Origin of the sequence: Mesorhizobium sp. LNHC252B00 (assembly GCF_000502955.1) — a bacterium.
Taxonomy (GTDB): Bacteria; Pseudomonadota; Alphaproteobacteria; order Rhizobiales; family Rhizobiaceae; genus Mesorhizobium.
Map to the genome: position 1 here is coordinate 43,891 of NZ_AYWO01000040.1, position 23,940 is coordinate 67,830.

Below are 23,940 nucleotides of genomic sequence, written 5' to 3' on the forward strand. Positions count from 1 at the left end.
AGGTGAGGCTCCAACCGCCAACTCTTTGTTTTTGTTTGGCGTTAAGCTGCGCCAAGGTGAACGACCGGTAAACAGAAATCCGCGGGCGGCAGCGATGTTTACGAGCCGCTTACCATGATCAGCTACAGGGATCGCGCAATGCCAGACGACGTCCTGTTGCGGCACAGGGCCTCTGTGCCGAAGCGGACCAGCTGTTCCGAAACCGCCGCAGCACGCGAAATGGTCGGGTCCGACCCTCGCGGCTACTAAGCCAGCATCTGCGCGCTGACGGTCCTGTCGATGCCGCGATAGGGCGGGTTGAACAGATTGCCTTCCTGTTCGTAGGTCCACACCTTGAACAGGCTGAGCCGGTGCGGGCCGAAGCTATGCAGCAGCGGCACGTCGGTGGCGTCGCGGCCGCGCGCGATGACGACGCGGCCGATCCTCGGCATGTTGTGGCGGGGATCGAATGTGTACCACTTGCCGTCGAGGAACACTTCCAGCCATGCCGAGAAATCCATCGGCGCCGGATCGATCGGCACGCCGATGTCGCCGAGATAGCCGTTCACATAGCGCGCCGGAATGTTCATGCAGCGGCACAGCGTGATCGCCAGATGAGCGTAGTCGCGGCAGACGCCGACGCGCTCCTCATGCGCCTGGGCCGCGGTGCGGGTCGAGCGCGCATAGCCGTAGCCGAACGACAACCGGTTGTGGACATAATCGACGATGGCTTGCACGCGCGCCCAACCAGGCGGGATTTCGCCGAAGAGCTGCCAAGCCAGATCACTTAGATGATCCGTCTCGCAATAGCGGCTGCCCAGGAGATAGCCGAGCACCTCGTCCGGCAGGTCCGCCACCGGCACTTCCCTGGCCACTGTGTTGACCTCGTCCGTCTCGCCGCTGTCCTCGATGACCGCGTCGTAGAGGATGCGAAAGCCGCCAGCGGGCGCGGTGAAGCGGCGGCAGCCATTGCCGTACGGATCGTGGTAGAGCCTGGTCGACACGGCAGGCGATGTCAGCAGCCGCGTCTGCCGCTTGATGTCGGCCTGCCTGTCCTTGTGGATCTCGAGCAGCGAAATCACCGGGGTGGGCGCAGTACATTCGATGGCGATTTCGTAGCCGAGCCGGATCAGCATCGCAGTCCCCCTTCGATTATCGCGGAAAGCAGTTTGTTGGAACGCGACAGAACGCGCTGTGGTTCCCATTGGGACGTCGCCTTTTCAACAAAACAGCCAGCTTGCGAATGGTTCGCCCAGCCATTTCCCTCGTAGGCTATCGGTGGCGAACTTACTGACCAAGACTTAGACCTACTGACCAACGTCGGAATGAGGTCCGCCCGACGGGACCGCGCCAGCGGTCGAGGTGACCGCGTCGCAATATTTCGAGGAATGTCGCCGACGGCACGAAGAACAAAGTGCCGGTGATGGCGCGGCTGGGTGCCGCTGTTATGAATCTGGGTCGGGCCGCTGTTATGAATATGGTGACGGTTGACCGTGGAGTTCTGTGACCTAGCTTAAAGCTCAGGATGGACCGTCCACAGCCGGAAATGATGGAACGGTACGCAAGATTTCTCGGGACGTTGAAATGCTGGAGGGACCTCGAGGCAAGTGACAAGTTCGCGAGCGATCCAAGGCTTGGCCAGCGCCAAGGTGAGGGCCAAAACATAGCTTCACGAGCTTAAGAATACACGCAAGACCGCACGGGCACGCCAATGCCAAATTATCTTGCTGAGATTTACGCAGACGACGCAGAGATTGCCGTACTGGGCGCGATAGCATTACTTGCGTCAGTGGGCATCTATCTTGTGCTCCGGCGCATCGTCATCGGAGTGCAAAGGCGACGTCGCCTAAAACCAGATGCCGACCTGAGCGAAGGCATATCCTATCCTCCCGGGCAGGCTCCTTGGGACTGGCAATGCCCGGTCGACCCTGCGACCGAGCGTGTACCTTCTTCTCAGCTTTCAGATCTCTCAGACACGGCACACCCGAATGTTCGGCCTTCGAATGCCAATTACCAGCAGTTCGGGGTGCGGGTCGAACATTTCGACGCAAGTTCCGAAGCTTGGGCGCGCTCGTCAGTGGCCCGGACCAGTGCTTTTGCTTCCACAACCCCGCAATCCGGCCGACTTGCGACATCCATCAGAGAAATCGCTGATTATGTTTATAGGCAGGCGGCGGTCAATTTTGCCGCTCTAAGCGAACCGGTGTTGTGGATTCTGAGCCGTGCGCCGACACAATTAGCCTTCGCGGAACGCGGGAAGCGAATCAGTGGGTCAGGGTCAGTATGGGACCAATTGCGTCGCAAGGCTGCTCAGCCGGTCAATCCGGCGCATCGCGGTTTGAAGACCACAGCTCAAACGGGACGATCCAGCCTGGATCCCGACCCGGCCATCGCGACGGCTTCACCCTCTCGCGTTCTCAGGCCGATCGGTCTTGTACTCCGTTTGGGCGCCGCAATCTGTCTGGCCGTGCCGCTTGGCTATGCGATGACGAGACAAAACTGGATCGAAAGAGCCCCCGCCATTTCGCCGGCGCAAGGCCACGCCAATCCGGAACCTTCGCGATCCTTCGAGCTTCCGGCGAGTGCTGCTCTAGGCATGCATGGACCAGCGCAGGGAGACGGGCGCACGAGTGTCGAATTGCTTAATCCGGACCTTAAGGCTGCTCGGGCGCAAGTCGGGGCAGCTCGTGCTCAGGCAGCCGCTGCGAAGGAATTGGCCGACCAGGAGCGGCGGGTGGCGGAAGGCGAGCGCGCCAGGAGCGCCGCTCTGCAGAAAGCGCTCCTCGAGTCGAGCAAGCAGATCGACGCGCTGAGGGCAACCATGGCAGCCGCCGACAACGCACGCGAGGAGCGATTGCGCAACGAACTCGCGGCAGCTCGAACCCTTGACGCATTTCGACGCATTGCGGGAGATGCCCGTACGCTGCTGCGCGAGACCGCCAACTATGTTTTTGTGGAGATGCCCGCTGCTCATCTGGAGCGTCAGCGATCGGAGCGGCTGGCGCGCGATTTATCGCGAGCGCGGGCGCAAATTGAACAGCTCGAGATCGGGACCGCCAAGGATCGTGCCAAGGCCAAGGTTTCGCAGGCGCAAGCGAGCGGAATGCTCGATGAGGAGCGCCGGAAGTCTGCGGACCTTCGTGCCGATCTCGCCAAAGTCAAACTGTCCAATGCCGCGCTCGTGGAGCGCGCGGACGCGGCTGAGCAGGATCGGACCGGTGCAGTCACAGCGAGAGAGCGTGCCGAACAGATTGCAGCCGAGACGGCGCGGGCTCTGGCACGAGAACGCGCTACAGCAGTTTCGATCCATGAGGATCTCGACAGAGTTCGCCGCGAGCGCGACGCCGCCCGAGCACTCGTGGCAGGGGTCGCCGACTTGAAGACGGCTCTGGACAAGCAACGTGAAGCCGCTGCTACTCTTGCCCGCGACTTGGCCGCCGCACGCGCCGACAATGACAGGCTCAGGACTGAGCGTCCCAGCGCGCAGATCGAGCCGCCGCTGAGGACGCGTTCTGCCCGCGCAGCAGCCGCGACCGGCCAAGTGAAGGCTGTCAGCCAGAAGACTGCACGCAGCAAGGTTCGCAATCCATCGCGGATGACCAGCGTGCGTTCCATCACACTTCCCTATTCGCTCAGGCCGAGACAAGCGACGTTGGAGTGATTTCCAAAACGACTGCGCGATCCCTCTTTGAGGCCCCGAAGGTCATAGCTACGCCGTAGGCCAGGATGAATCATCTCTTTCGAATTCGTCCTGCTCCCGTCGGCGAGGAGTTCTGTGCGATGCGCTATGTCAGTCCGATCACGCTGCCTGTCGCATTCAATTCGCATTTGATCGGCGCCCGCCGCGTCTCTACGTTGCTTTGCCGTACATAGTCGATGCTGACCTCAATGGGAGCCGAGATCGTATCTGGGCTCAGGCGATGTATGAAACCTGCGCTGCTGACGCGCACGCTGGTCGCACCGAACGGAGCGGCGGCCGACTCGATTGCATCATGGCAGGCGCGAACGACTTTATTCGGGACGCCCGGCCGCGCTACGATTGGACTGACCGTTGATGAATTGTTGCTGTCGCTGGAAGGCTGCAGGGTGGGCGGGAGGCCGAGCGGCTGTCCGCGGTCTGCGGACGGGACGATACTGGCCGTAGTTGGCGCTCCTACGGTCGTTGTAGTGGTACCGGTCTCGCCGTCGTCCGGCGGTGAACTGCCGCTGGGGCTGGGGTCGCCGCCAAGCCCTTTCTGCGGGCCGCCGTTGCGGCCTTCGCTGCGATGGCTGCCAGCGCCATGGCTTCCGCCATCAGTGCCTCCACCATTGTCAGCATGATGGCCGCCAGCGCCTTGCCCTCGGCCGTTCTGGTCGCCGGCTGCAGCGCCTGCGCCAGCTATCGCGATGGAGCAAACGACTGCGAGAAATGCCCAGCTGTATCCACGGTATTGACGCAAGACGACCTCCATAGGTGTGTCGGTCTGACCGTTCCGAGGCATGCAGTCAGAACGGCACAACCGCCGCTGCCCCCAAAAGGCAAACTCGCGAGTAATGCGCCCAGGGAGGCAATTAGGGGAGGAGTCCGGCGTAGCAAGGTCCCGGTTGCGCAATGTTGAGCCGACCTGGAGGAGTTAGCTATTCCAACTTTGCGGAGGGACCATCGAAAAGGTGACCCTCGCGCCTTCCCATAAGGATGCTGCGACGTTAGGTTCGGCGACCGCCACAAGCACTCCGGTGACTCAAGGAATACCATGTTCGCAGGCAGAAAATTCGCGGCCTTCCTCTTCGATATGGATGGCACGCTCATCAATTCCATCGCCTCTGCGGAGCGAGTGTGGAGCGATTGGGCACGCCGCCAGGGTCTGGACGTCGCCGCCTTCCTGCCGACGATCCATCGCGTGCGCGCGATCGAGACCATCACCGGCCTGGCACTCCCAGGCGTCGACCCGGCGCACGAGGCTGATCTGCTGCTGAAGGCCGAGGCGGCTGATCTGGATGGCATTCTCCAGATCCCCGGCGCCGTGGCGTTTCTCGACGCGCTGCCGCCCGAGCGCTGGGCGATCGTGACTTCCGCGCCACGCGAGTTGGCGCTGTTGCGCATGAAGGCTGTCCCTGTCCCGGCCGTCATCGTCGCGGCGGAAGATGTTTCCCGCGGCAAGCCAGCGCCCGATTGCTTCCGGCTTGGCGCGGAGCGGCTCGGCTTCGACGCGCGCGACTGCCTTGTGTTCGAGGATGCTCCGGCTGGCATCGCCGCCGCCGAGGCAGCAGGAGCCGCGGTCATGGTCATCAATGCCACGCACCAGCATCCGTTGCAAACGCAGCATGCCGCAATCGCCGGCTACGACATGATCGGCATCACCTTGGACGAAGATGGCTGGATCGCGCTCGAGCCGCAGCGCAGCGCCGCTTAGGGTGTGTTGAGATTCAGGTCAGGCCGAGTCGAAAGCGGTGGTTTCCGAGAACCGGAGCGGAGCGTACTTAAAGTACGTGAGCACCGGAAGCGCAGGGAACCGCCGTTTGCAGACCGGCATCACCTGAATATCAACATACCCTTAGAAGTCGCTGGTCAGGCCCTTTACCTCCCAATCGCCATAACGACCGGGCTCCTTGCCGCCGCGGCCGCCGATTTCCTTCGGCGCCGCTGCTTCCTTCTCCAGATATTCTATACGTCTTGCTTCGGCTTCCGCGAGCGCACGTCTGGCTTCCGGCGTCAGTGCCTTTGGCGCGACGTCATCGCCGGGGTCGACATCGGTTTTGCTGGGCTCGTCGTTCATGCGATATTTCCAGTGGATTGAAACAGGACCAGGCGTTTCCCATCATATAGTGATGAACCTACAACGATCGACCCTTTTTCGCTCCCATCTGGACAGGAGCAGACGATGAACACACTTCGCACCGCCATGCTTCTTGCGGCGATGACGGCACTGTTCATGGGCGTCGGCTTTTTGATCGGCGGAACCGGCGGCATGATGATCGCGCTGCTGATCGCCGCCGGCACCAATCTGTTCAGCTACTGGAACGCCGACAAGATGGTGCTGTCGATGAACCGCGCCGTCGAGGTCGACGANCAGCCGAACGCCTTCGCCACCGGCCGCAATCCGCAGAACGCGGCGGTCGCTGCGTCCACAGGTCTGTTGCAGGCTTTGACGCATGAAGAGGTCGCGGCTGTCATGGCGCACGAACTCGCCCACGTACAGCACCGCGACACGCTGACCATGACGATCGTCGCCACCTTCGCCGGCGCCATCTCGATGCTCGGCAATTTCGCCTTCTTTTTTGGCGGCAATCGCGACAACAACAACCCGTTCGGCTTTGTCGGCGTGCTGGCGGCGATGATCGTGGCACCCTTTGCCGCGATGATCGTGCAGATGGCGGTCAGCCGGACCCGCGAATACGAGGCCGACCGGCGTGGTGCCGAAATCTGTGGACACCCCCTCTGGCTGGCATCGGCCCTTGACAAGATCGCCCGCGGCGCCGAACGCATCCGCAACCCCGATGCCGAGCGCAATCCGGCGACCGCGCATCTCTTCATCATCAATCCTCTTTCCGGCGAGCATATGGACAGTCTGTTTTCCACCCACCCGAACACAGAAAACCGCATCTCTGCGCTCCAGGCGATGGCGCAGCAGATGCAAGGCGGCGGCACTCAAGTTCCGCGCCGGGCCCAGACGCCGCGAGCAGACGAACAGCGGCCATCGGGCCCATGGGGACAAGCCGCGCAGCCCGAACAGCCGGCGGAACCCGCCAAGCCGAAATCCAACCCATGGGGTCGCAACCCGACCGGGCCCAAGGGCCGGTGGTCGTGAGCGTGGCGGACCGAGGGCCTCGACGCACGGTTTCAGGTGACCAGGAACACAGAGACGGCGGCGACTTCGTTGCCGGCCTTGCCGCCCGCAAAGCCGCCGCACGACTGCTTGCCGCCGTCATCGATGCAAGGACACCTCTGGACGGGTTGACCGACCACGAGAACGGCCATCCGCAATACAAGGCGCTAGACCTACGCGACCGCGGCCTCGTGCGCGCCATTCTGGTTACAGCACTGCGCTATCGCATGACCATATCTGGGCTGCTGGCGCGGCGCCTGGAGAAGCCGCTGCCGCCCAACGCGACCGCGCTGTCGCACATATTGCATGTGGCGGCTGCACAGATCCTGTTCCTCGACATTCCCGACAGCGCCGCAGTCGACCTGGCCGTGACTCATGCCAAGTCCGATCCGCGCACGGTGCGATTCTCCGGCTTGGTCAACGGTGTGCTGCGCACGCTGGCGCGTGCCAAGGAAACGGAACTTCCTGCCGCTCTTGCCGCTACCGACGAAGCGCCCAAATGGTTTTCCGACCGGCTGAAGGCAACTTACGGCAATGACAAGGCCCGACAGATCCTGGCAGCTCACCGCGTGGAGGCGCCGGTCGACTTTTCGGTCAAGGCGGATCCCGAGCTTTGGGCCGAAAAGCTCGGCGGCATCGTCCTGCCGACCGGCACGGTCCGGGTGGAAAGGCTTGCCGGGCCCGTCACCGAACTGCCCGGTTTCGCCGACGGGGCCTGGTGGGTCCAGGACGCCGCGGCCAGTCTGCCGGCCCGATTGTTCGGCGATGTCAGCGGGCTTCATGTTGCCGATCTCTGCGCGGCCCCCGGCGGCAAGACCGCACAGCTCATTCTTGCCGGCGCCAAGGTTACCGCCGTCGATACCTCGAAGAACCGGCTGGTGCGGCTAACGCAAAACCTCGACCGTCTCGGTCTGTCCGCCGAGATCGTCCAGGCCGACCTGCTCAAATACGAGCCGAAGGAATTGTTCGACGCCGTTCTCCTCGACGCGCCCTGCTCGTCGACCGGTACGGTGCGGCGGCATCCCGACGTGCCATGGACCAAGACGGCCGCCGATCTGGAAAAACTCGCGGACCTGCAACGCAGGCTGCTCGCCCGCGCCGTCACGCTGGTGAAACCCGGCGGCAGGATAGTCTTTTCGAACTGTTCGATCGACCCGCTCGAAGGCGAGGACCTCTATCGCGCCTTTCTGGCCGGCACGGCTGGAATAGCCAACGATCCGGTGCAGCAAGGCGAAATCGCCGGCATCGATCCATTCCTGACGCCGCACGGCACGCTGCGCACCACGCCCGCCGACCTCGACCTTGGTTCGCCCGGGATCTCCGGTCTCGACGGCTTCTTCGCGGCTCGCATCCGCCGAGCCGACTAAGGATTTAACTGCCCGGAGTTACCGGCTTTTTTGGCGATGATTGGGGTCAAAACCGAGTGAACCGGCATAGTGCCATGGAATTCGCCTTCGCACGAGTCTTGCAATCATGTAAACTCGACGTCGGGGTATTGGACTATCAGGAGGGGTTTTGGCACTTGCTGCCAGCAGCACGACGCGTCTGTGGACGCTTGTCGCGAAGGAGTTCTGGCGCAAAACGCGCCGGCGCCTGCGTGCCGGGCCGGTCTACCGCTGGCGCTATTTCGGCCGCACGCCGGAACGTGTGCTGATCGCACCGCCGGACCTGCGCCTCGCTGACCCACAGATCGCACTCGAGATCTACTACGGGCGCTATCCCCTGTCGGGGCATCTGGTCGAGACCGGCGGCAAGTCGCCTTTCCAGATCAACGTGCCCAATCATGGCTGGCAGAAAACGCTGCACGGGTTTCGCTGGCTGCGCCACATGCGCGCCGCCGGGACCGAGCTTGCCGCCGCCAATGCCCGCGCCCTGGTTTCCGACTGGATCGTCATTCATGGCAGCCATATTTCCGGCGTCGCCTGGGAGCCCGGCACCGCCGCCAAGCGCATCATCGCCTGGCTACAGCACTCCTCGGTCGTGCTGCAGGGGGCCGAGTTCCCCTTTTACCGCGCCTTCCTGAAATCGCTCGCCGTCCAGATCCGCTACCTCAGATCGATGGCGCGCGAGATGCCGGACGGCAAGGACAGGCTGCGTGCCCGCATCGCGCTCGCTTTCGCGGCTTTGTCGCTGCCGGCACCGGCATCGGCGCTGCGCGGCGCGACCCGCAACCTTGCCGCGGAACTCGACCGCCAGATCCTGGCCGACGGCGGCCATATTTCGCGCAACCCAATGGTCGTCCTGGAAATCCTCGCCGACCTTCTGCCGCTGCGGCAAACCTATGCCAATCAGGCGGAAACGCCGCCGCAGGCGCTGATCGGCGCCATCGACCGCATGCTGCCGGCGCTGCGCTTCTTTCGCCATCAGGACGGCAGCCTCGCCCGCTTCAACGGCATGGGCGCCACCATCCACGACCGCATCGCCACCATCCTGCGCCACGACGACACCGCCGGCGCGCCACTGCTGCATGCGCCGCATTCCGGCTATGAGCGCCTGTCGATCGGCGGCGTGACGGTCATCGCCGACACCGGCCTGCCGCCGCCGGTCGATGTCTCCAACGCCGCACACGCCAGCTGCCTCGCCTTCGAACTGTCGTCCGGGCGCCAGCACTACGTCGTCAATGCCGGCATCGACACCTATGGCGCGGCTGAATTCCGGCCGCTGGCGCGCGCCACCGCCGCGCACTCGACCGCCACCATCAACGATACCTCGTCGGCACGCTTCAGCCATTCGCTGCGCGTCAACGACCTGCTCGGTTCGCCGCTGATCGGCGGCCCGCAGCATGTTCAATGCAAGCGCATCGACCAGAAGGGCGTTCAGGGGTTCATCGCCCGCCATGACGGTTATGTCGCGCGTTTCGGTTTCCTGCATGAGCGCGAACTGAAGCTCTCCTCGAACGGCAATGTGCTGGTCGGCAGGGACCGCTTCCAGCGGCCCGGCAATGCCTCGATCCGCAATAACGGCCGCGACTTCGTCACCGTTCGCTTCCACGTCCACCCCGACATCAACCTGTTGCAGGACGAGCATGATCGCCTGGTGATGACCGCCGATCAGGCCGACAACTGGGTATTTACTTGCGCCGAAGTGGTGCCGGAGGTTGAGGAATCGATCTATTTCGCCGGTCTTGGCGGCCCGCGCCGCAGCCGCCAGATCGTGCTTGCCTTCAAGGCCTCGGAAGTTGCCGAAGTCCACTGGCAGCTGACGCGCACCAGCATCGCCGGTTACCCGGAAAACAACTGAGCCTGCCGTGCGAAAGCAGCCGGCCCGCTCAAGCTTGCTGCGGGACACCGAAAGCATCGTAAGTGGTGAGCGAGGGCGGACCGGCGAATGCGAAGCGGATCTTGTCGACCATCGCCGCCGCCTGGCCGCTTCGGTCATAGCGCTCGGCATCCTCGACGGTGCTCCACACTGTGATCGCCATGAATGTGTCGCTCGCCTGATGTTGCTGCAGCAGCACGGCGCTGATGTTGCCGCTTGCGGCGCGGATGGCGGGGATCGCCTCGGTTTCATAGATCGCCCGCAATTGCTCGGTCGTGTCCGGCAACGCCTTGAATTGGCCAACGCGCACAAACGCCATCAATTCTTCTCCTCCACCAGCAAGACAAGCTTATATATGGGCCAGCAAATTGCATACGAAAACGTCGGCGCTTGATTTCCGGGCGTCATGTGCTACGGCCCCCGGATGCTTCAAATCAAGTCGTGAAAGGCCGCCAGCCCATGGCCGTCGCCGCCAAGAACATTCCAGCACCTGACCTCGTTCCGGTGCGTCGCGCCCTGCTCTCCGTTTTCGATAAGACAGGCCTTCTCGATTTCGCCAAAGCGCTGGCAGCGGCCGGTGTCGAACTGGTCTCGACCGGCGGCACGGCAAAGGCGATCGCCGAGGCCGGCCTCGCCGTGCGCGACGTCTCCGAGCTAACCGGTTTTCCCGAGATCATGGATGGCCGGGTCAAGACCTTGCATCCCAGCGTGCATGGCGCGCTGCTTGGCGTGCGCGACGACCCGGATCATGTGGCTGCAATGCGCAAGTACGGTATCGAGCCGATCGATCTCGTGGTGTCCAATCTCTATCCGTTCGAGGAGGTCCGCCGCTCCGGCGCCGATTACGCCTCGATCGTCGAGAACATCGACATTGGCGGACCGGCAATGATCCGCGCCTCGGCCAAGAACCACGCCTATGTCGCCATTGTCACCGATCCCGGCGACTACGCCTCGGTGCTGAACGCGCTGGAAATGAACATCGGCTCGCTGTCGCTGGATTTCCGCAAGAAGCTGGCGGCCAAGGCCTTTGCCCGCACCGCCACCTATGACGCGGCAATCTCCGGCTGGTTCGCCGAAGCGCTTGAGATCGAGCACCCGACATGGCGCGCCTTCGGCGGCAAGCTGGAAGAGGTCATGCGCTACGGCGAGAACCCGCATCAGAGCGCCGGCTTCTACCTCAATGGCGACAAGCGGCCCGGCGTCGCCACGGCGCAGCAGTTGCAGGGCAAGCAGCTCTCCTACAACAACATCAACGACACCGACGCCGCCTTCGAACTGGCCGGCGAATTCGATCCCGACCGTTCCGCCGCGGTTGCCATCATCAAGCACGCCAACCCGTGCGGCGTCGCCGAAGGCATCTCGCTGAAGGCGGCCTACGCCAAGGCGCTGGCCTGCGATCCGGTCTCGGCCTTCGGCGGCATCGTCGCTGTGAATCGGATCCTCGACGCCGCGGCCGCCGCAGAAATCGTCAAGACCTTCACCGAGGTGATCATCGCGCCCGGCGCGACCGACGAGGCAGCGGCAATCGTCGCGGCAAAGAAAAATCTGCGCCTGCTGGTCACCGGCGGCCTGCCGGACCCGCGCACGTCAGGCACGACGGTCAAATCAGTCGCCGGCGGGCTGCTCGTCCAGTCCCGCGACAACGCCGTCGTCGACGACCTGGAGCTGAAAGTAGTGACCAGGCGCGCGCCGACGCCGGCCGAAATGGCCGACCTCAAATTCGCCTTCCGCGTCGCCAAGCATGTTAAGTCCAACGCCATCGTCTACGTCAAGGATGGCGCCACCGTCGGCATCGGCGCTGGCCAGATGAGCCGGGTCGATTCCTCACGCATAGCCGCGCGCAAGGCGCTCGACGCCGCCGAGGCCGCGGGCCTTGCCGAACCGCTGACCAAGGGCTCGGTCGTCGCTTCCGACGCCTTCTTCCCCTTCGCCGACGGACTGCTGGCCGCAATCGCCGCCGGCGCCACTGCCGTCATCCAGCCTGGCGGCTCGATGAACGACAAGGACGTCATTGCCGCCGCCGACGAACACGGCATCGCCATGGTGTTTACGGGCGTCAGGCATTTCCGGCATTAGCTGCCTTACCCTCCCCCTTGTGGCCCACAAGGGGGAGGGTAAACTCACTCCGCCGGCCGGTCCGCCGGATAAGGCGTCTTGATCAGGATCGCCATGCCGAGCCCAAGGAACAGCGCGATCACCGCTATGCCGAGGCGCGCCGAGCCACTGGCCAGGGTGACGGATGCGACTATGAACGGCGCCAGGAAACTGGTCGCTCGCCCGGCCAGCGCATAAATGCCGAAATAGCGGCCGGATTCGGCGGCGGTAACGCTGCGCGCCATGTAGGAACGCGACGACGCCTGCACCGGCCCGAAAGCCACGCCAATCAACAGGCCGAAGAAGATGTAGGCCTTTTCCGCCGCCGTACCGAACAAGCCGCCACTGTCTGGCCCGGGCATCATCCAGAGGCCGAACAAAGTGTAGCCCGGTCCGGTCGAGACGATGCCGATCGTGGCGATGCCGAGCAGGACCAGTGAGATCATCACGATGGTTTTTGAGCCAAGCGCCGTGTCGAGACGCGCCGCAACCAGGCAGCCGAAGATGGCGACGACATTGAGAATGATGCCGAAAATGCCGATCTCGGTGATCGACCAATGGAACATTGCAGCCGCAAACGTACCACCCAGCGCCAGCAGAGCGTTGACGCCGTCCTGATAGATCATGCGGGCGACAAGGAAGCGGAAGATACCGCTGCGCTTGCGCACCTCGCTCAGTGTTGCTTTCAACTCAGCCAACCCCTCTCGCACCGCCGGGCCGATCGGCAGTCCCTTGAGGGCGTCGGGCGTGAAAAAGAACATTGGCAGGATGAACAGGAAGTACCAGCCGGCCGACAGCGGCCCGGTGGCGCGGGCGTCTTCGCCGAGCTTCGGATCGAGCCCGAACAGCGGGTCGATGCCGATGATCGTCTTGCCCGTCTCCGGCGAACCGGCCAAGCAGGCGACGACGAAGATCAGCGCGATCATGCCGCCGAGATAACCAATCCCCCAGGCCATGTTGGAGATCCGGCCGATCTCGCTCTTCGGCACCAGGCGCGGCATCATAGAATCGTTGAACACGGTCGAAAACTCGGCCGCGACCGACGCCAGCGAGAACAAGAACACGACCAGGAAAAGGTTCGAACCGGGAGCCGCGAACCAAAGCAGGCTAAGGCTGGTGACCTTGACCGCGGCGAAGAACGCGATCCACGGCTTGCGTGGACCGGTCTGATCGGCGATCGAACCTAGGATTGGCGACAGCACGGCGATGACCAGGCCCGCCGCGGCGATGCCATAACCCCAGGCCGCCTGCCCAGTTTCCGGATCGCTCGCCATGCGTGAGACGAAGTACGGCCCGAAGATGAAGGTGGTGATGACCGTGAAGAACGGCTGCGCGGCCCAGTCGAACAGCATCCATCCCCAGATACCACGTCCAGACGCACGCTGCACTGCCTCTACCGCCATGATGATCCCCTCGGCCGTGCCCGTATCGGGCGCCATGTCTGCATTTTTCCAGCATTCATGCAAATATCACGCATTGCGTGCCCTCATGGCTCTGCCGGCGTCGCGAGATAGGTGCCAGCATTGCGGCCATATCCCTTCCCTCGTCGCTATGCGGGTAGAAGGTCACGACGGCCGGATGAAAACAAACCAACTCACATCCCCGTCAAATCGCTCATCAACCCGGAAGCGACGGACAGCCGCGACACGGTAATGTCGCCGCCTTCGGTCAGCGCCTGCAGCCGCTCGCGGATGCGCGCCACCCGCTCGCCGCCGGCTTCCAGCCAGGCCGCTACCGGATCGGCTGCCTTGGCATGACCGGTGAGTGCCGCCACCGCGATGCCGCGCCGCGCGGCACCTATCGTGTCGGTGGCGCGCGAAAGCGCCAGCTGGTCGTAATAGTCCGAGGGCGTGATCGAGCGTGCCGCGTCCTCGACACGCGGGATGCGGAAGGCATCGCTGACGGCGAAGAATGCCGTGGCCGCCGCGACGATGTCGGCGCCGGCGGTGCGCGCCGTCAACGCGATATCGGGGATGAGTTCCGCCACCTCGCTCAACGCCAGCTGCGCGGCCAGCCGTTCCGGCGCGCCGCTCTTGAACAGCCCGTGCCGCTTCTCCTCGATCCGCTCGCGCGAGAAGGCCGGCAGCAGCGAAACGAGCTTGGGCTCCAGCGACTTGCGGGCTTCCAGCAGTTCGGCGATGCGCTGGCCAAGGGCTGCCGTGCCGGCATCGTTCTTCAGATACCAGCCGCTGGTCACATAGATCAGGCGGCTGACCATCTGATAGAGATCGAGCTGCACCTGGCCATCGATCTGGTTGTCGAGCGCGTCGATCTCGCGATAGAGCGCCGGCAAGGCAAAGCCGTCGCGCACCACGGCGAAGGTGCGCACCACGTCGGCGGCGGTGCGCCCCGTGGCTTCCTGCAGCCGGTTGACGAAGGAAGGGCCGCCGCGATTGACCAGATCGTTGACGACGACCCGTGTAATGATCTCGCGGCGCAGCCGGTGGCCGTGGATTTCGGCGACATATTTCTTCGCCATGCGATCCGGGAAATAGCCCATCAGGTCGCGGTCGAAATGCGCGTCGTCCGGCACGTCGCTGGCGACGATGTCGGAAAACAGCACGATCTTGGCATAGGCGAGCAGCACGCCGAGCTCGGCCCGGGTCAACGGCTCACCGCGCGCCTCGCGCTCGGCAAGGGCTGCCGGCGACGGCAGTGTTTCCACGACACGATCGAGAAGGCCGCGCGCCTCCAGCGCCGTCATGAAGCGGCTCTGATGCGCGATGTCGGCGAGGCCGCGCTTGCGGGCGATCGAAAGCGCCAGCGTCTGCTGGTAGTTGTTGGACAGGACAAGTGAGCCGACCTCGTCGGTCATCTCGGCCAGCAGCTTGTTGCGTGCCGAGCGCGTCAACGATCCCTTGCGCATGGCGGACGCCAGCGCGATCTTGATGTTGACCTCGACGTCGGAGCAGTTGACGCCGCCGGAATTGTCGATGGCGTCGGAATTGCAGCGGCCGCCATTCATGCCGAACTCGATGCGCGCGCGCTGCGTGACGCCGAGATTGGCGCCCTCGCCGATCACCTTGGCGCGCACGTCCAGCGCGGTGATGCGGATAGCATCATTGGCGCGGTCGCCGACCTCGGCATTGGTCTCGGTCGAAGCCCGCAAATATGTGCCGATGCCGCCGAACCACAGAAGATCGACCGGCGCCTTCAGGATGGCGGTCATGATCTCGACCGGCGTGGCGGTCGTCTTGCCGAGGCCGATCGCTGCTGCCGCTGCCGCCGGCAAGGAGATCGACTTCTGGTTGCGCGAGACGATGATGCCGCCTTCCGACAGTTTGGTCTTGTCGTAGTCCTGCCAGCTCGAGCGGGGGAGCGCGAACATGCGCTCGCGCTCAGACATCGACGCGGCCATGTCCGGATCTGGATCTATGAAGATGTCGCGATGGTCGAAGGCAGCAATCAGCCGGGTCTTCGGCGACAACAGCATGCCGTTGCCGAAAACGTCGCCCGACATGTCACCGACACCGACGACAGTGAAAGGCGAGGTCTGGATATCGCGGTTGATCTCACGGAAATGCCGCTTGACGGCTTCCCATGCGCCCTTGGCGGTGATGCCCATCTTCTTGTGGTCGTAGCCGGCCGAGCCGCCGCTGGCGAAGGCGTCGTCGAGCCAGAAACCGTGCTGCTCGCTGATGGCGTTGGCGGTATCGGAGAAGGTCGCCGTGCCCTTGTCGGCGGCAACCACGAAATACGGATCGTCCGGATCGCGGCGCACGACGCCGGCCGGCGGGATGACACCCTCAAGGCCGATATTGTCGGTGATCGACAGCAGGCTAGAGACGAAGTTCTTGTAGGCCGCGGTGCCGGCCTCGAAGATCGCGTCACGGCCGGCGGTCATCGGCAGCTTCTTCGGGTAGAAGCCGCCTTTGGCGCCGACAGGCACGATGACGGCGTTCTTGACCTGCTGCGCCTTGACCAGGCCGAGCACCTCGGTGCGGTAGTCCTGGGCGCGGTCCGACCAACGCAGGCCGCCGCGCGCCACCGGGCCGAAGCGCAGATGCAGGCCCTCGACTTCGGAACCGTAGACGAAGATCTCCCGCCACGGCCGCGGCGCCGGCAATCCGTCCACCGCATACGAATCGAGCTTGATCGCCAGCGACTGGCCTTTCTCTTTCGTATCGGCGACGAAATGATTGGTGCGCAGCGAGGCTTCGATCAGATTGAGATAGCGCCGGATAATGGTGTCGTCGTCGATGTTGGGAACGTCTTCCAGCGCATCCTTGATCTTGGCCTTGAGGTGCTTTGCCGCCACCACGCCTTCGGTCTCGGCTGTCGGGCCAAGCCTGGCGATGAACAGCGCATGCAGGCCGCGCGCGATGTCGGGATAGCGATTGAGCGCGGCGGCGATGAAATCCTGGCTTTGCGGAATGCCAACCTGCTGCAGGTAGCGGCCATAGGCGCGCAGAACGGTGATCTCGCCCGACCACAGGCCCGCGGTCTGGGCAAGGCCATTGTAGCCGTCATTGTCGACGTCGCCGCGCCAGACGGACAAGAACGCGTCCACGAACAGCGCCCCGCCATCGGTCAGATCGATCGGTTTGCCGTAGCTGTTCTCCAGCTCCATGTCATGGATGAAGACCCGGCCGGGGTGATCATCGCTGATCTGGCCGGACTGGCCGTCGCCGACCTCGAAGGTGCGTTCGCTGATGACGCGGAAGCCGATGTTTTCCAGCACCGGCACCCGCCGCGACAGCGCCACCGGGCTGCCGTGGTGATAGATCTTCAGCGCTGCCTGGTGCGGCTTCTGCTCGCCATGGCGATAGTAGTCGATGGCAATCGGATTGCTGGCGCTGATTTTGGCAATCCGCCCGGCATCGGCCAGCGCCACTGCCGCGCTGAACGAATCGCGGTAGCTTTCCGGCAGCCGTGCGGCGATGCTCTTCAACGTCTGGTCGGCACCATTGGCCTCCGCCGCATCTGAAAGCGCATCTTCCCAGGTGCGCACGATGTCGCGGATCGCGGCTTCGATCGTCGCTTGCTCGACCTTCGGCGTCTTGCCGCCGGAACGGCCGATGATGAAGTGCACGCGCGCCAGCCCGCCTTCTGGGAAGGCCGGGTAATAGGCAGACAGCCGGCCTTCGAACACAGTTTTCAGATAGAGGCCGATCTTCTCGCGCACCACGCTGTCGTAGCGGTCGCGCGGCACGAAGACGAGGATCGAGACGAAGCGGTCGAACTGGTCCGCGCGCACCAGCGCCCGCACGCGCGGTCGCTCGACGAGGCCGAGAATGGCGACGGCGTGCTTCCTCAGGATCGGCACCGGCACCTGGAACAACTCGTCACGCGGATAGCTTTCCAGCACATTGATCAGCGCCTTGCCGGAGTGGTCGTGGCGGTCGAAGCCTGACTTGGCGATGATGGTTTCGGCTTTGGATCGCAGGTAGGGGATCTTCATCACCGAGCGCGTGTAGGCGGTCGAGGTGAACAGGCCGACGATGCGCAATTCGCCCGCCAGCGTGCCTTTGGCTGTGTAGGTCTTGACGCCAATGTAATCGAGATAGATGCGGCGATGCACGGATGACTTGGCATTGGCCTTGGTGACGATCAGCGGCTCCGGCCCATGCAGGAAGGCGCGGATCTCAGGCGTTGTCGTCACGGCTTCGGTACCGCGCCTGAGCACCAGCACATCGGGATCGGCGAGGATGCCGAGGCCGGGTTTGTCGGCGCGCTCCAGCGTGCCGCTTTCCTCGCCGCCGGTGTATTTGAACTCGCGCATGCCGAGGAAGGTGAAATTGTCGTCGCGCAGCCACTCTAGGAAAGCGATCGCCTCGGCAACGCTCTTCTTGTCGAGCGGCACCGCCGAATAGCGGAATTCGGAAATCGCCTGATCGAGGCGGGCCAGCATCGGTCTCCAGTCGTGGACAGCGGCATGAACCTGGCCGAGCGTCTTGCGCAACCGCTCGGTCAATCCGCTCGCCTGCTCCGCGGTCAGCCGCGGTATGTGGACATGAATGACGCTCAGCCGGTCGTGGCTGCCGTCATCCCTAGCGAAATTGCCGTCGCCGAGGATTTCGTCCACTCCGTTTTTGCCGTGACGAACCACGATGACCGGATGGGTGACCAGCATCGGTTCGCCTGATGTCTCGGTGACTTCGCCAAGGATGGAATCGAACAGGAACGGCATATTGTCGTTGACGACCGTGATGACGGTCACCGGGCGGGCGTCGCGGACAACGCCGGAATCGGCATCGACCGCGATGACGCACTCGCCTTTTTTGTGAACTGCTATTGCCTGGCCGGCGAGATCGGCGGCGCGTTCGAGATCGGCCATTTCATAAGCGGCAAGATCTTCAGCCGGCGCGCGGCCGAGCAGATAGTCGGCAAGCCTGGCTGGCCTTTCCTCCGCTTTTGTCGCTGCCGTGGTTTTTTTCTTCGGCTTGCTCGCGGATTTCACGCTGGCCATGAGGCACTTCCCTCCCGTCAATGCTTTTACGACTATGGTAGCAGATGACCGCTGTTTGGCGACAAAGGTTTGACGGCTTGCAAAGAAATATCGGAATTCGGCAACAAGACGCCGTCCAACGGAGGAGAAATGACCCATGACCGGCAAAATCACCGCGCTTGACCTTGGCCTGGGAGAACTGAGCGAGGCGACAAAAACCTATTTCGCCAAATGCGAGGAGAAACTCGGCCTCGTTCCCAACGTGCTGCGCGCCTACGCCTTCGACGACAAGAAGCTGCGTGCTTTCACCGACATGTACAATGACCTGATGCTCGCAGACTCCGGCCTGTCGAAGCTGGAGCGGGAGATGATCGCGGTCGCCGTCTCTTCGATAAATCATTGTTACTATTGCCTGACCGCGCATGGCGCGGCGGTACGCCAGCTGTCCGGCGACCCGGCGCTCGGCGAGATGATGGTGATGAATTTCCGCGCCGCCGATCTTTCGCCCAAGCAGACCGCAATGCTCGAATTCGCCGTCAAGTTGACCGAGGAGCCGGCGAAGATTGTCGAGGCCGATCGGGCAGCACTGCGCAAGGCCGGCTTCACCGATCGCGACATCTGGGACATCGCCTCGACCACTGCCTTCTTCAACATGTCGAACCGGGTGGCGGCGGCGATCGATATGCGGCCAAACGACGAATATCACGCCATGGCGCGGTGACCTAGCGGCTGGAGCCCGACAGGTCTTATATTAGCTGTTTCGCATTCTCGTTGCTTGTTTGCCGGTTTGGTCCGATGATCGGCAGGCGGCATGGCCGCATGTCGGTTCGATGCCGCTGATCAAGGAGGAGAACATGGCGAAATTTCTCTACGTCTATCACGGCTCCGGTAAGATGCCGACCGAGGAGGCCGAACGGAAAGCAGCAATGGACGCCTGGAACGGCTGGTACGGCAAGCTCGGCTCGGCCGTGGTCGACGGCGGCAATCCGGTCGGCATGTCGAAGATGGTGCTACCCGGCGGCAAGGTCGAGAACAATGGCGGCAGCAATCCGACCGCCGGCTACACCATCGTCGAAGCGAAAGACATCGACGATGCCATAGCCAAGGCCAAGGATTGCCCGATCCTGATGAACCCGGCCTTCAGCGTCGAGATCGCGCCGATCATCGAGATGATGTGACGGGTTACGACCGCGCCGCGATCGCCGCAGCCGCGCCGGCCATCGTCGTGGCACTGATGCGGTTGGCGATCTTCATGGCGCGCTTGCTCCTGAGGAGCTTGCGCGCCTGTGACGCGGCGAGCACCCAGGCCAGATCGATGGCGACCAGCACCACGGCCATGGTCGCCGTCAGCTCGACCCAGCCGACGACGCTAACCGAAGCGAGGTCGATGATGGTCGGCAACAGCGCCAGGTAGAACATCATGATCTTGGGATTGCCGAGCGTCACCGCCATCCCGGCGAAGAACAGCTTTGCCGGAGAATCCTCGCGCGGCATATCGCCCTCTTTCCCATCGACAGGTGCAGTCCACATCTTCCAGGCAAGGTAGGCGAGATAGGCGACGCCGACCCATTTCACGACAACAAAGGCAAAATGGAATGTCTGCGCCACCACAGCCAGCCCGAATACGGCCAGCGACAGCCAGATGCCCTCGCCGATCCACATCGCAAGCAGGAACGGGAACACGTCGCGAAAGCCTTTCGAGATGACGCGCGCGACGAGCGCCGCGATCGATGGACCAGGCGAGCCAGCGGCGACGAACAAAGCGGCGGCGAAGATCAGGAGCGATGTGAGGTGCATGGACGGGGTCTTTGGTTGAAAGCCTTCGATATCTAACATTAGCGCAAGCGGCCCAGCTGCGGTAGGGCCGACAAGATCACGCTTGTCCGCCTGGAATCTCGCGGCTAGAAAGGCCGCCGCGAAACAATTTTGAGCTTCACTTTGCCTACGTAACCGCCGGTCTCGTCAACTCCCCCGACACACTGCATGACGCTGCATTCGCGGTGTCTGTTTTCATGTTCACGTGTTCCTTAGGGCGGCGGTTCGAGACCGGTTTGGCACTGCTGAACCGCGTCGCGCGGCTCTTGCCCGTGACACCTGATTTCCAAAAACCGCAGTCTACCGCCACGCCGTGTCCGCATGGGCATCTCGACATCGCCGGCCTGATGAACTTCCCGACGGGAAGGGCTTATCGGCATGTCTGGATTTCTGCGCATCGGCTGGGCGATCACGCCCAAAATTGCACCTCGACCGCTCATCACCTGCAATCGCTGCGGCACTGTGAAAGCCTATTGCAGCAGCGGAAAATTCCGCGTCAACGCCAACGGCAAGCGCATCGATGTCTGGCTGATCTATCGCTGCATCGACTGCGACAATTCCTGGAATTTCGGCATTTTCGAGCGCAGCAACCGCCGCGAGATCGGTCCTGCTTTGCTGCAGGCGCTCGAAAGCAACGATCCGGGACTGGCCCGCCGCCATGCCTTCGATGTCGTCGCACTGCGAAACCGAATCGGACGTGTCGAGGAATTTCCCGATGTCGCCGTTCACAAGCACAGGCTTGGCGGCACAAGGGAGACTGCAACCGCGCTGGAGCTCCAGCTTGGCCTCGAAATACCGATATCCCTGCGACTCGATCGGCTGCTCGCCGGCGAACTCGGCATCTCGCGATCACGGCTTCAAGCGCTGGAGGAGCGACGATTGCTAGTCGTTCATCCGGACGGTGCCAAAGCCTTGCGCAAGCCGGCCCGCCAGGGAATGACCATCCGCATCGATCTGGCCGGTGAGGTCGACAAGGACGACATTATGTCGGCTGCCGGTGAATGAACGGAAGAGGGGCGGAGCATTGGTTTGCTCCGCCCCTCTCAACCTTTTGGAAATAGAGAAGCTTATGCCGCGCCGACCGCCTTGGCCGACTTCTCGAAACGCTTGCGCTCGTTCGGGTCGAGATAGAGCTTGCGCAGTCGGATCGTCTTCGGCGTCACTTCGACCAGCTCGTCGTCCTGGATCCAGGCCAGCGCGCGTTCCAGCGTCATGCGGATCGGCGGGGTCAGCTTCACCGCTTCATCCTTGCCGGCGGCACGGATGTTGGTCAGCTTCTTGCCCTTGAGCACGTTCACTTCGAGATCGTTGTCGCGGCTGTGGATGCCGATGATCATGCCCTGATAGACCTTGACGCCTGGGTCGATGACCATCGGGCCGCGGTCTTCCAGGTTCCACATGGCGTAGGCCACCGCCTCGCCCTGCTCGTTGGAGATCAGAACGCCGTTGGTACGCCCCGGCAGTTCGCCCTTGTAGGGCTCGTAGGCATGGAACAGCCGGTTCATCACGGCAGTGCCGCGCGTGTCGGTCAACAGTTCCGACTGGTAGCCGATCAGGCCGCGCGTCGGCGCGTGGAAGACGATGCGCTGGCGATTGCCGCCGGACGGACGCAACTCGACCATCTCGGCCTTGCGCTCCGACATCTTCTGCACGACGATGCCGGCATGCTCCTCGTCGACGTCGATAACGACTTCCTCGATGGGTTCCTGCAGCTCGCCGTTCTCGCCCTTCTGCATGACGACGCGCGGACGCGACACGGCAATCTCGAAACCCTCGCGGCGCATCGTCTCGATCAGCACGGCCAACTGCAATTCGCCGCGGCCGGAGACGAAGAACGAATCCTTGTCGGGCGATTCCTCGATCTTCAGCGCGACATTGCCTTCGGCCTCGCGCAGCAGGCGGTCGCGGATAACGCGGCTGGTGACCTTGTCGCCTTCGGTGCCGGCCAGCGGACTGTCGTTGACGAGGAAGGACATGGTCACAGTCGGCGGATCGATCGGCTGCGCATGCAGCGGCTCGCTCACCGCCGGATCGCAGAACGTGTCGGCAACGGTACCCTTCGAAAGGCCGGCAATGGCGACGATGTCGCCGGCCTGGGCCTCTTCGATCGGCTGGCGTTCGAGGCCGCGGAAAGCGAGGATCTTGGAAATACGGCCGGTTTCGACCAGCGTGCCGTCATGGTGCAGCACCTTGACCGGCTGGTTGGACTTCAACGTGCCTGATTCAATGCGGCCGGTGATGATGCGGCCGAGGAACGGATTGGCTTCCAGGATGGTGCCGATCATGCGGAACGGGCCGGGATGCACGGTCGGCGCCGGCACATGCTTGATGACGAGNGGTTTGCTTCCAGGATGGTGCCGATCATGCGGAACGGGCCGGGATGAACGGTCGGCGCCGGCACATGCTTGATGACGAGATCGAACAGCGGCGCCAACTGCTGGTCCTTCGGTCCTTCCGGATTTTCGGAAACCCAGCCGTCGCGGCCTGAACCGTACAGAATCGGGAAGTCGAGCTGTTCATCGGTGGCATCGAGCGCTGCGAACAGGTCGAACACCTCGTTGACCACTTCGACATGGCGGGCGTCTGGGCGGTCGATCTTGTTGATGACGACGATCGGTTTCAGGCCGACCTTGAGCGCCTTGCCGACGACGAACTTGGTCTGCGGCATCGGCCCCTCGGCAGCGTCCACCAGCACGATGGCTGAGTCCACCATCGACAGGATGCGTTCGACCTCGCCGCCAAAATCGGCGTGGCCGGGGGTGTCGACGATGTTGATGCGGGTGTCCTTCCAATCGACCGAGGTCGCCTTGGCCAGGATGGTGATGCCGCGTTCCTTTTCGAGGTCGTTGGAATCCATGGCGCGTTCGGCGACGCGCTGGTTGTCCCGGAAGGAGCCGGATTGGCGGAGCAATTGGTCGACGAGGGTGGTTTTTCCATGGTCGACGTGCGCGATGATCGCGATATTACGGATTTTCATGTTCTGGTCTCGGAAGCGTTGCAGGCAGCAGGCCAAAAGGCGCTGCCTCTTTCGGTTGCGCGGCTCATACAGGGTTTTTCGCAGTTGCGAAAGAGGAGGCGCGCCACCAAATACTCATCAAATCTTAAGCATCTGCGTGTGAGATGATTCTGTTAACCAAGGCGGGAACCTTTCCGGGCCCGGGCAGTTCGAGCATCATGACCGACAAACTCAACCGATTTTGGCCGCTCATCGCATCCGCAGCCTTTGCAATCCTGCTGGCCGCCAACGCCGCGCAGTCGGCTGCTACGCTGCGCGAGACGCCCCCCGTTGCGCAGTCCGGCACGCAGACAGCCGAGCAGGTCTTCGCCGACGCACCCGACGGGGTCGACCCGATGGTGACCGGCCCGGTCAGCGCCTCCTTCAAGCAGAGGCAGGACACCGCCAACTGCGACAGCGCCGTCTGGCCGAACATTCCAATGGTCTGCTACCCGGACTAAGAGGGCGCTTCACCCCCGCCCCGTCTCGGCAGCTTCGCTTTGCGAAGCCGCCGCGCCGACCCTCCCCACAAGGGCAGGGGAATCGCATATGAGTAAGAGTAAGTCTTGCGTTGAGTGGAAAGGTTGATTCTTTAGGGGCCTTCT

16 protein-coding genes and 1 pseudogene are annotated in these 23,940 nt (G+C 63.1%); 10 read left to right on the forward strand and 7 right to left on the reverse strand.

Translation table 11 applies throughout. The features are described from left to right. Positions 1–245: 245 nt before the first annotated feature. Entirely contained in the window at positions 246–1,115 is an 870-nt protein-coding gene (locus X744_RS142490; RefSeq protein ID WP_023762519.1) for a transglutaminase family protein, read from the reverse strand. A 575-nt stretch (positions 1,116–1,690) separates the two neighbouring features. Here X744_RS142490 and X744_RS1000000175590 point away from each other — a divergent pair. Both X744_RS1000000175590 and X744_RS142485 read left to right on the forward strand, forming a co-directional pair. Next, positions 1,691–3,640 (forward strand): hypothetical protein, encoded by a 1,950-nt coding sequence (locus X744_RS1000000175590; RefSeq protein WP_245266848.1) that lies wholly within the window; start codon positions 1,691–1,693, stop codon positions 3,638–3,640. A gap of 1,072 nt (positions 3,641–4,712) precedes the next feature. Continuing rightward, entirely contained in the window at positions 4,713–5,372 is a 660-nt protein-coding gene (locus X744_RS142485; protein ID WP_023762522.1) for an HAD-IA family hydrolase, read from the forward strand. Positions 5,373–5,513: 141 nt separating this feature from the next. Here the strand turns inward: X744_RS142485 and X744_RS142480 are convergent, their stop codons facing one another. Continuing rightward, positions 5,514–5,735 carry a DUF1674 domain-containing protein gene (locus tag X744_RS142480; RefSeq protein ID WP_023762523.1) on the reverse strand — a complete coding sequence of 74 codons (222 nt, stop codon included), beginning with the start codon at positions 5,733–5,735 and terminating at the stop codon, positions 5,514–5,516. Between the two features lie 105 nt (positions 5,736–5,840). Here X744_RS142480 and X744_RS142475 point away from each other — a divergent pair, with 105 nt between their 5' ends. From X744_RS142475 to X744_RS142465, 3 genes are all read left to right on the forward strand, one after another. Continuing rightward, positions 5,841–6,767, forward strand: coding sequence for a zinc metalloprotease HtpX (locus tag X744_RS142475; RefSeq protein WP_023762524.1), 927 nt, complete (start codon positions 5,841–5,843; stop codon positions 6,765–6,767). Continuing rightward, positions 6,758–8,152: an RsmB/NOP family class I SAM-dependent RNA methyltransferase gene (locus X744_RS142470; protein WP_031261221.1), complete on the forward strand. Its 1,395-nt coding sequence runs from the start codon at positions 6,758–6,760 to the stop codon at positions 8,150–8,152. Before X744_RS142475 ends, X744_RS142470 begins: the two co-directional genes overlap by 10 nt. Before the next feature lie 148 nt (positions 8,153–8,300). Then, on the forward strand, positions 8,301–10,025 hold the full coding sequence (locus X744_RS142465; RefSeq protein ID WP_023762527.1) for a heparinase II/III family protein: 1,725 nt from the start codon (positions 8,301–8,303) through the stop codon (positions 10,023–10,025). Between the two features lie 28 nt (positions 10,026–10,053). Here X744_RS142465 and X744_RS142460 read toward each other — a convergent pair whose 3' ends face one another. Next, positions 10,054–10,362 carry an antibiotic biosynthesis monooxygenase gene (locus X744_RS142460; protein ID WP_023762528.1) on the reverse strand — a complete coding sequence of 103 codons (309 nt, stop codon included), beginning with the start codon at positions 10,360–10,362 and terminating at the stop codon, positions 10,054–10,056. 140 nt (positions 10,363–10,502) lie between these two features. Here X744_RS142460 and purH point away from each other — a divergent pair, with 140 nt between their 5' ends. Continuing rightward, positions 10,503–12,119, forward strand: a complete 1,617-nt coding sequence (purH, locus tag X744_RS142455) for a bifunctional phosphoribosylaminoimidazolecarboxamide formyltransferase/IMP cyclohydrolase (protein WP_023762529.1) — start codon at positions 10,503–10,505, stop codon at positions 12,117–12,119. Positions 12,120–12,163: 44 nt separating this feature from the next. Here the strand turns inward: purH and X744_RS142450 are convergent, their stop codons facing one another. After that, positions 12,164–13,540 (reverse strand): MFS transporter, encoded by a 1,377-nt coding sequence (locus X744_RS142450; protein ID WP_031261222.1) that lies wholly within the window; start codon positions 13,538–13,540, stop codon positions 12,164–12,166. 191 nt (positions 13,541–13,731) lie between these two features. Beyond that, positions 13,732–18,546, reverse strand: a complete 4,815-nt coding sequence (locus X744_RS142445) for an NAD-glutamate dehydrogenase (protein WP_023762531.1) — start codon at positions 18,544–18,546, stop codon at positions 13,732–13,734. 136 nt (positions 18,547–18,682) lie between these two features. Here X744_RS142445 and X744_RS142440 point away from each other — a divergent pair, with 136 nt between their 5' ends. Beyond that, positions 18,683–19,246 (forward strand): peroxidase-related enzyme, encoded by a 564-nt coding sequence (locus X744_RS142440; protein ID WP_023762532.1) that lies wholly within the window; start codon positions 18,683–18,685, stop codon positions 19,244–19,246. A 133-nt stretch (positions 19,247–19,379) separates the two neighbouring features. Next, positions 19,380–19,703, forward strand: a complete 324-nt coding sequence (locus tag X744_RS142435) for a YciI family protein (RefSeq protein ID WP_031261223.1) — start codon at positions 19,380–19,382, stop codon at positions 19,701–19,703. 4 nt (positions 19,704–19,707) lie between these two features. On the opposite strand, the gene X744_RS142430 is transcribed toward X744_RS142435, so the two are convergent. After that, positions 19,708–20,322: a LysE family translocator gene (locus X744_RS142430; protein WP_023762534.1), complete on the reverse strand. Its 615-nt coding sequence runs from the start codon at positions 20,320–20,322 to the stop codon at positions 19,708–19,710. Between the two features lie 396 nt (positions 20,323–20,718). On the opposite strand from X744_RS142430, the gene X744_RS142425 reads away from it, so the two are divergent. After that, positions 20,719–21,345 (forward strand): DUF1062 domain-containing protein, encoded by a 627-nt coding sequence (locus tag X744_RS142425; RefSeq protein ID WP_023762535.1) that lies wholly within the window; start codon positions 20,719–20,721, stop codon positions 21,343–21,345. A 62-nt stretch (positions 21,346–21,407) separates the two neighbouring features. On the opposite strand, the pseudogene X744_RS01000000170370 reads toward X744_RS142425, so the two are convergent. Then, positions 21,408–23,317, reverse strand: a pseudogene (locus tag X744_RS01000000170370) (GTP-binding protein TypA). 197 nt (positions 23,318–23,514) lie between these two features. Here X744_RS01000000170370 and X744_RS142420 point away from each other — a divergent pair. Further along, the gene (locus X744_RS142420) at positions 23,515–23,796 is read left to right on the forward strand and encodes a hypothetical protein (protein WP_245266849.1); all 282 of its coding nucleotides are present in this window, start codon (positions 23,515–23,517) and stop codon (positions 23,794–23,796) included. Positions 23,797–23,940 lie beyond the last annotated feature (144 nt).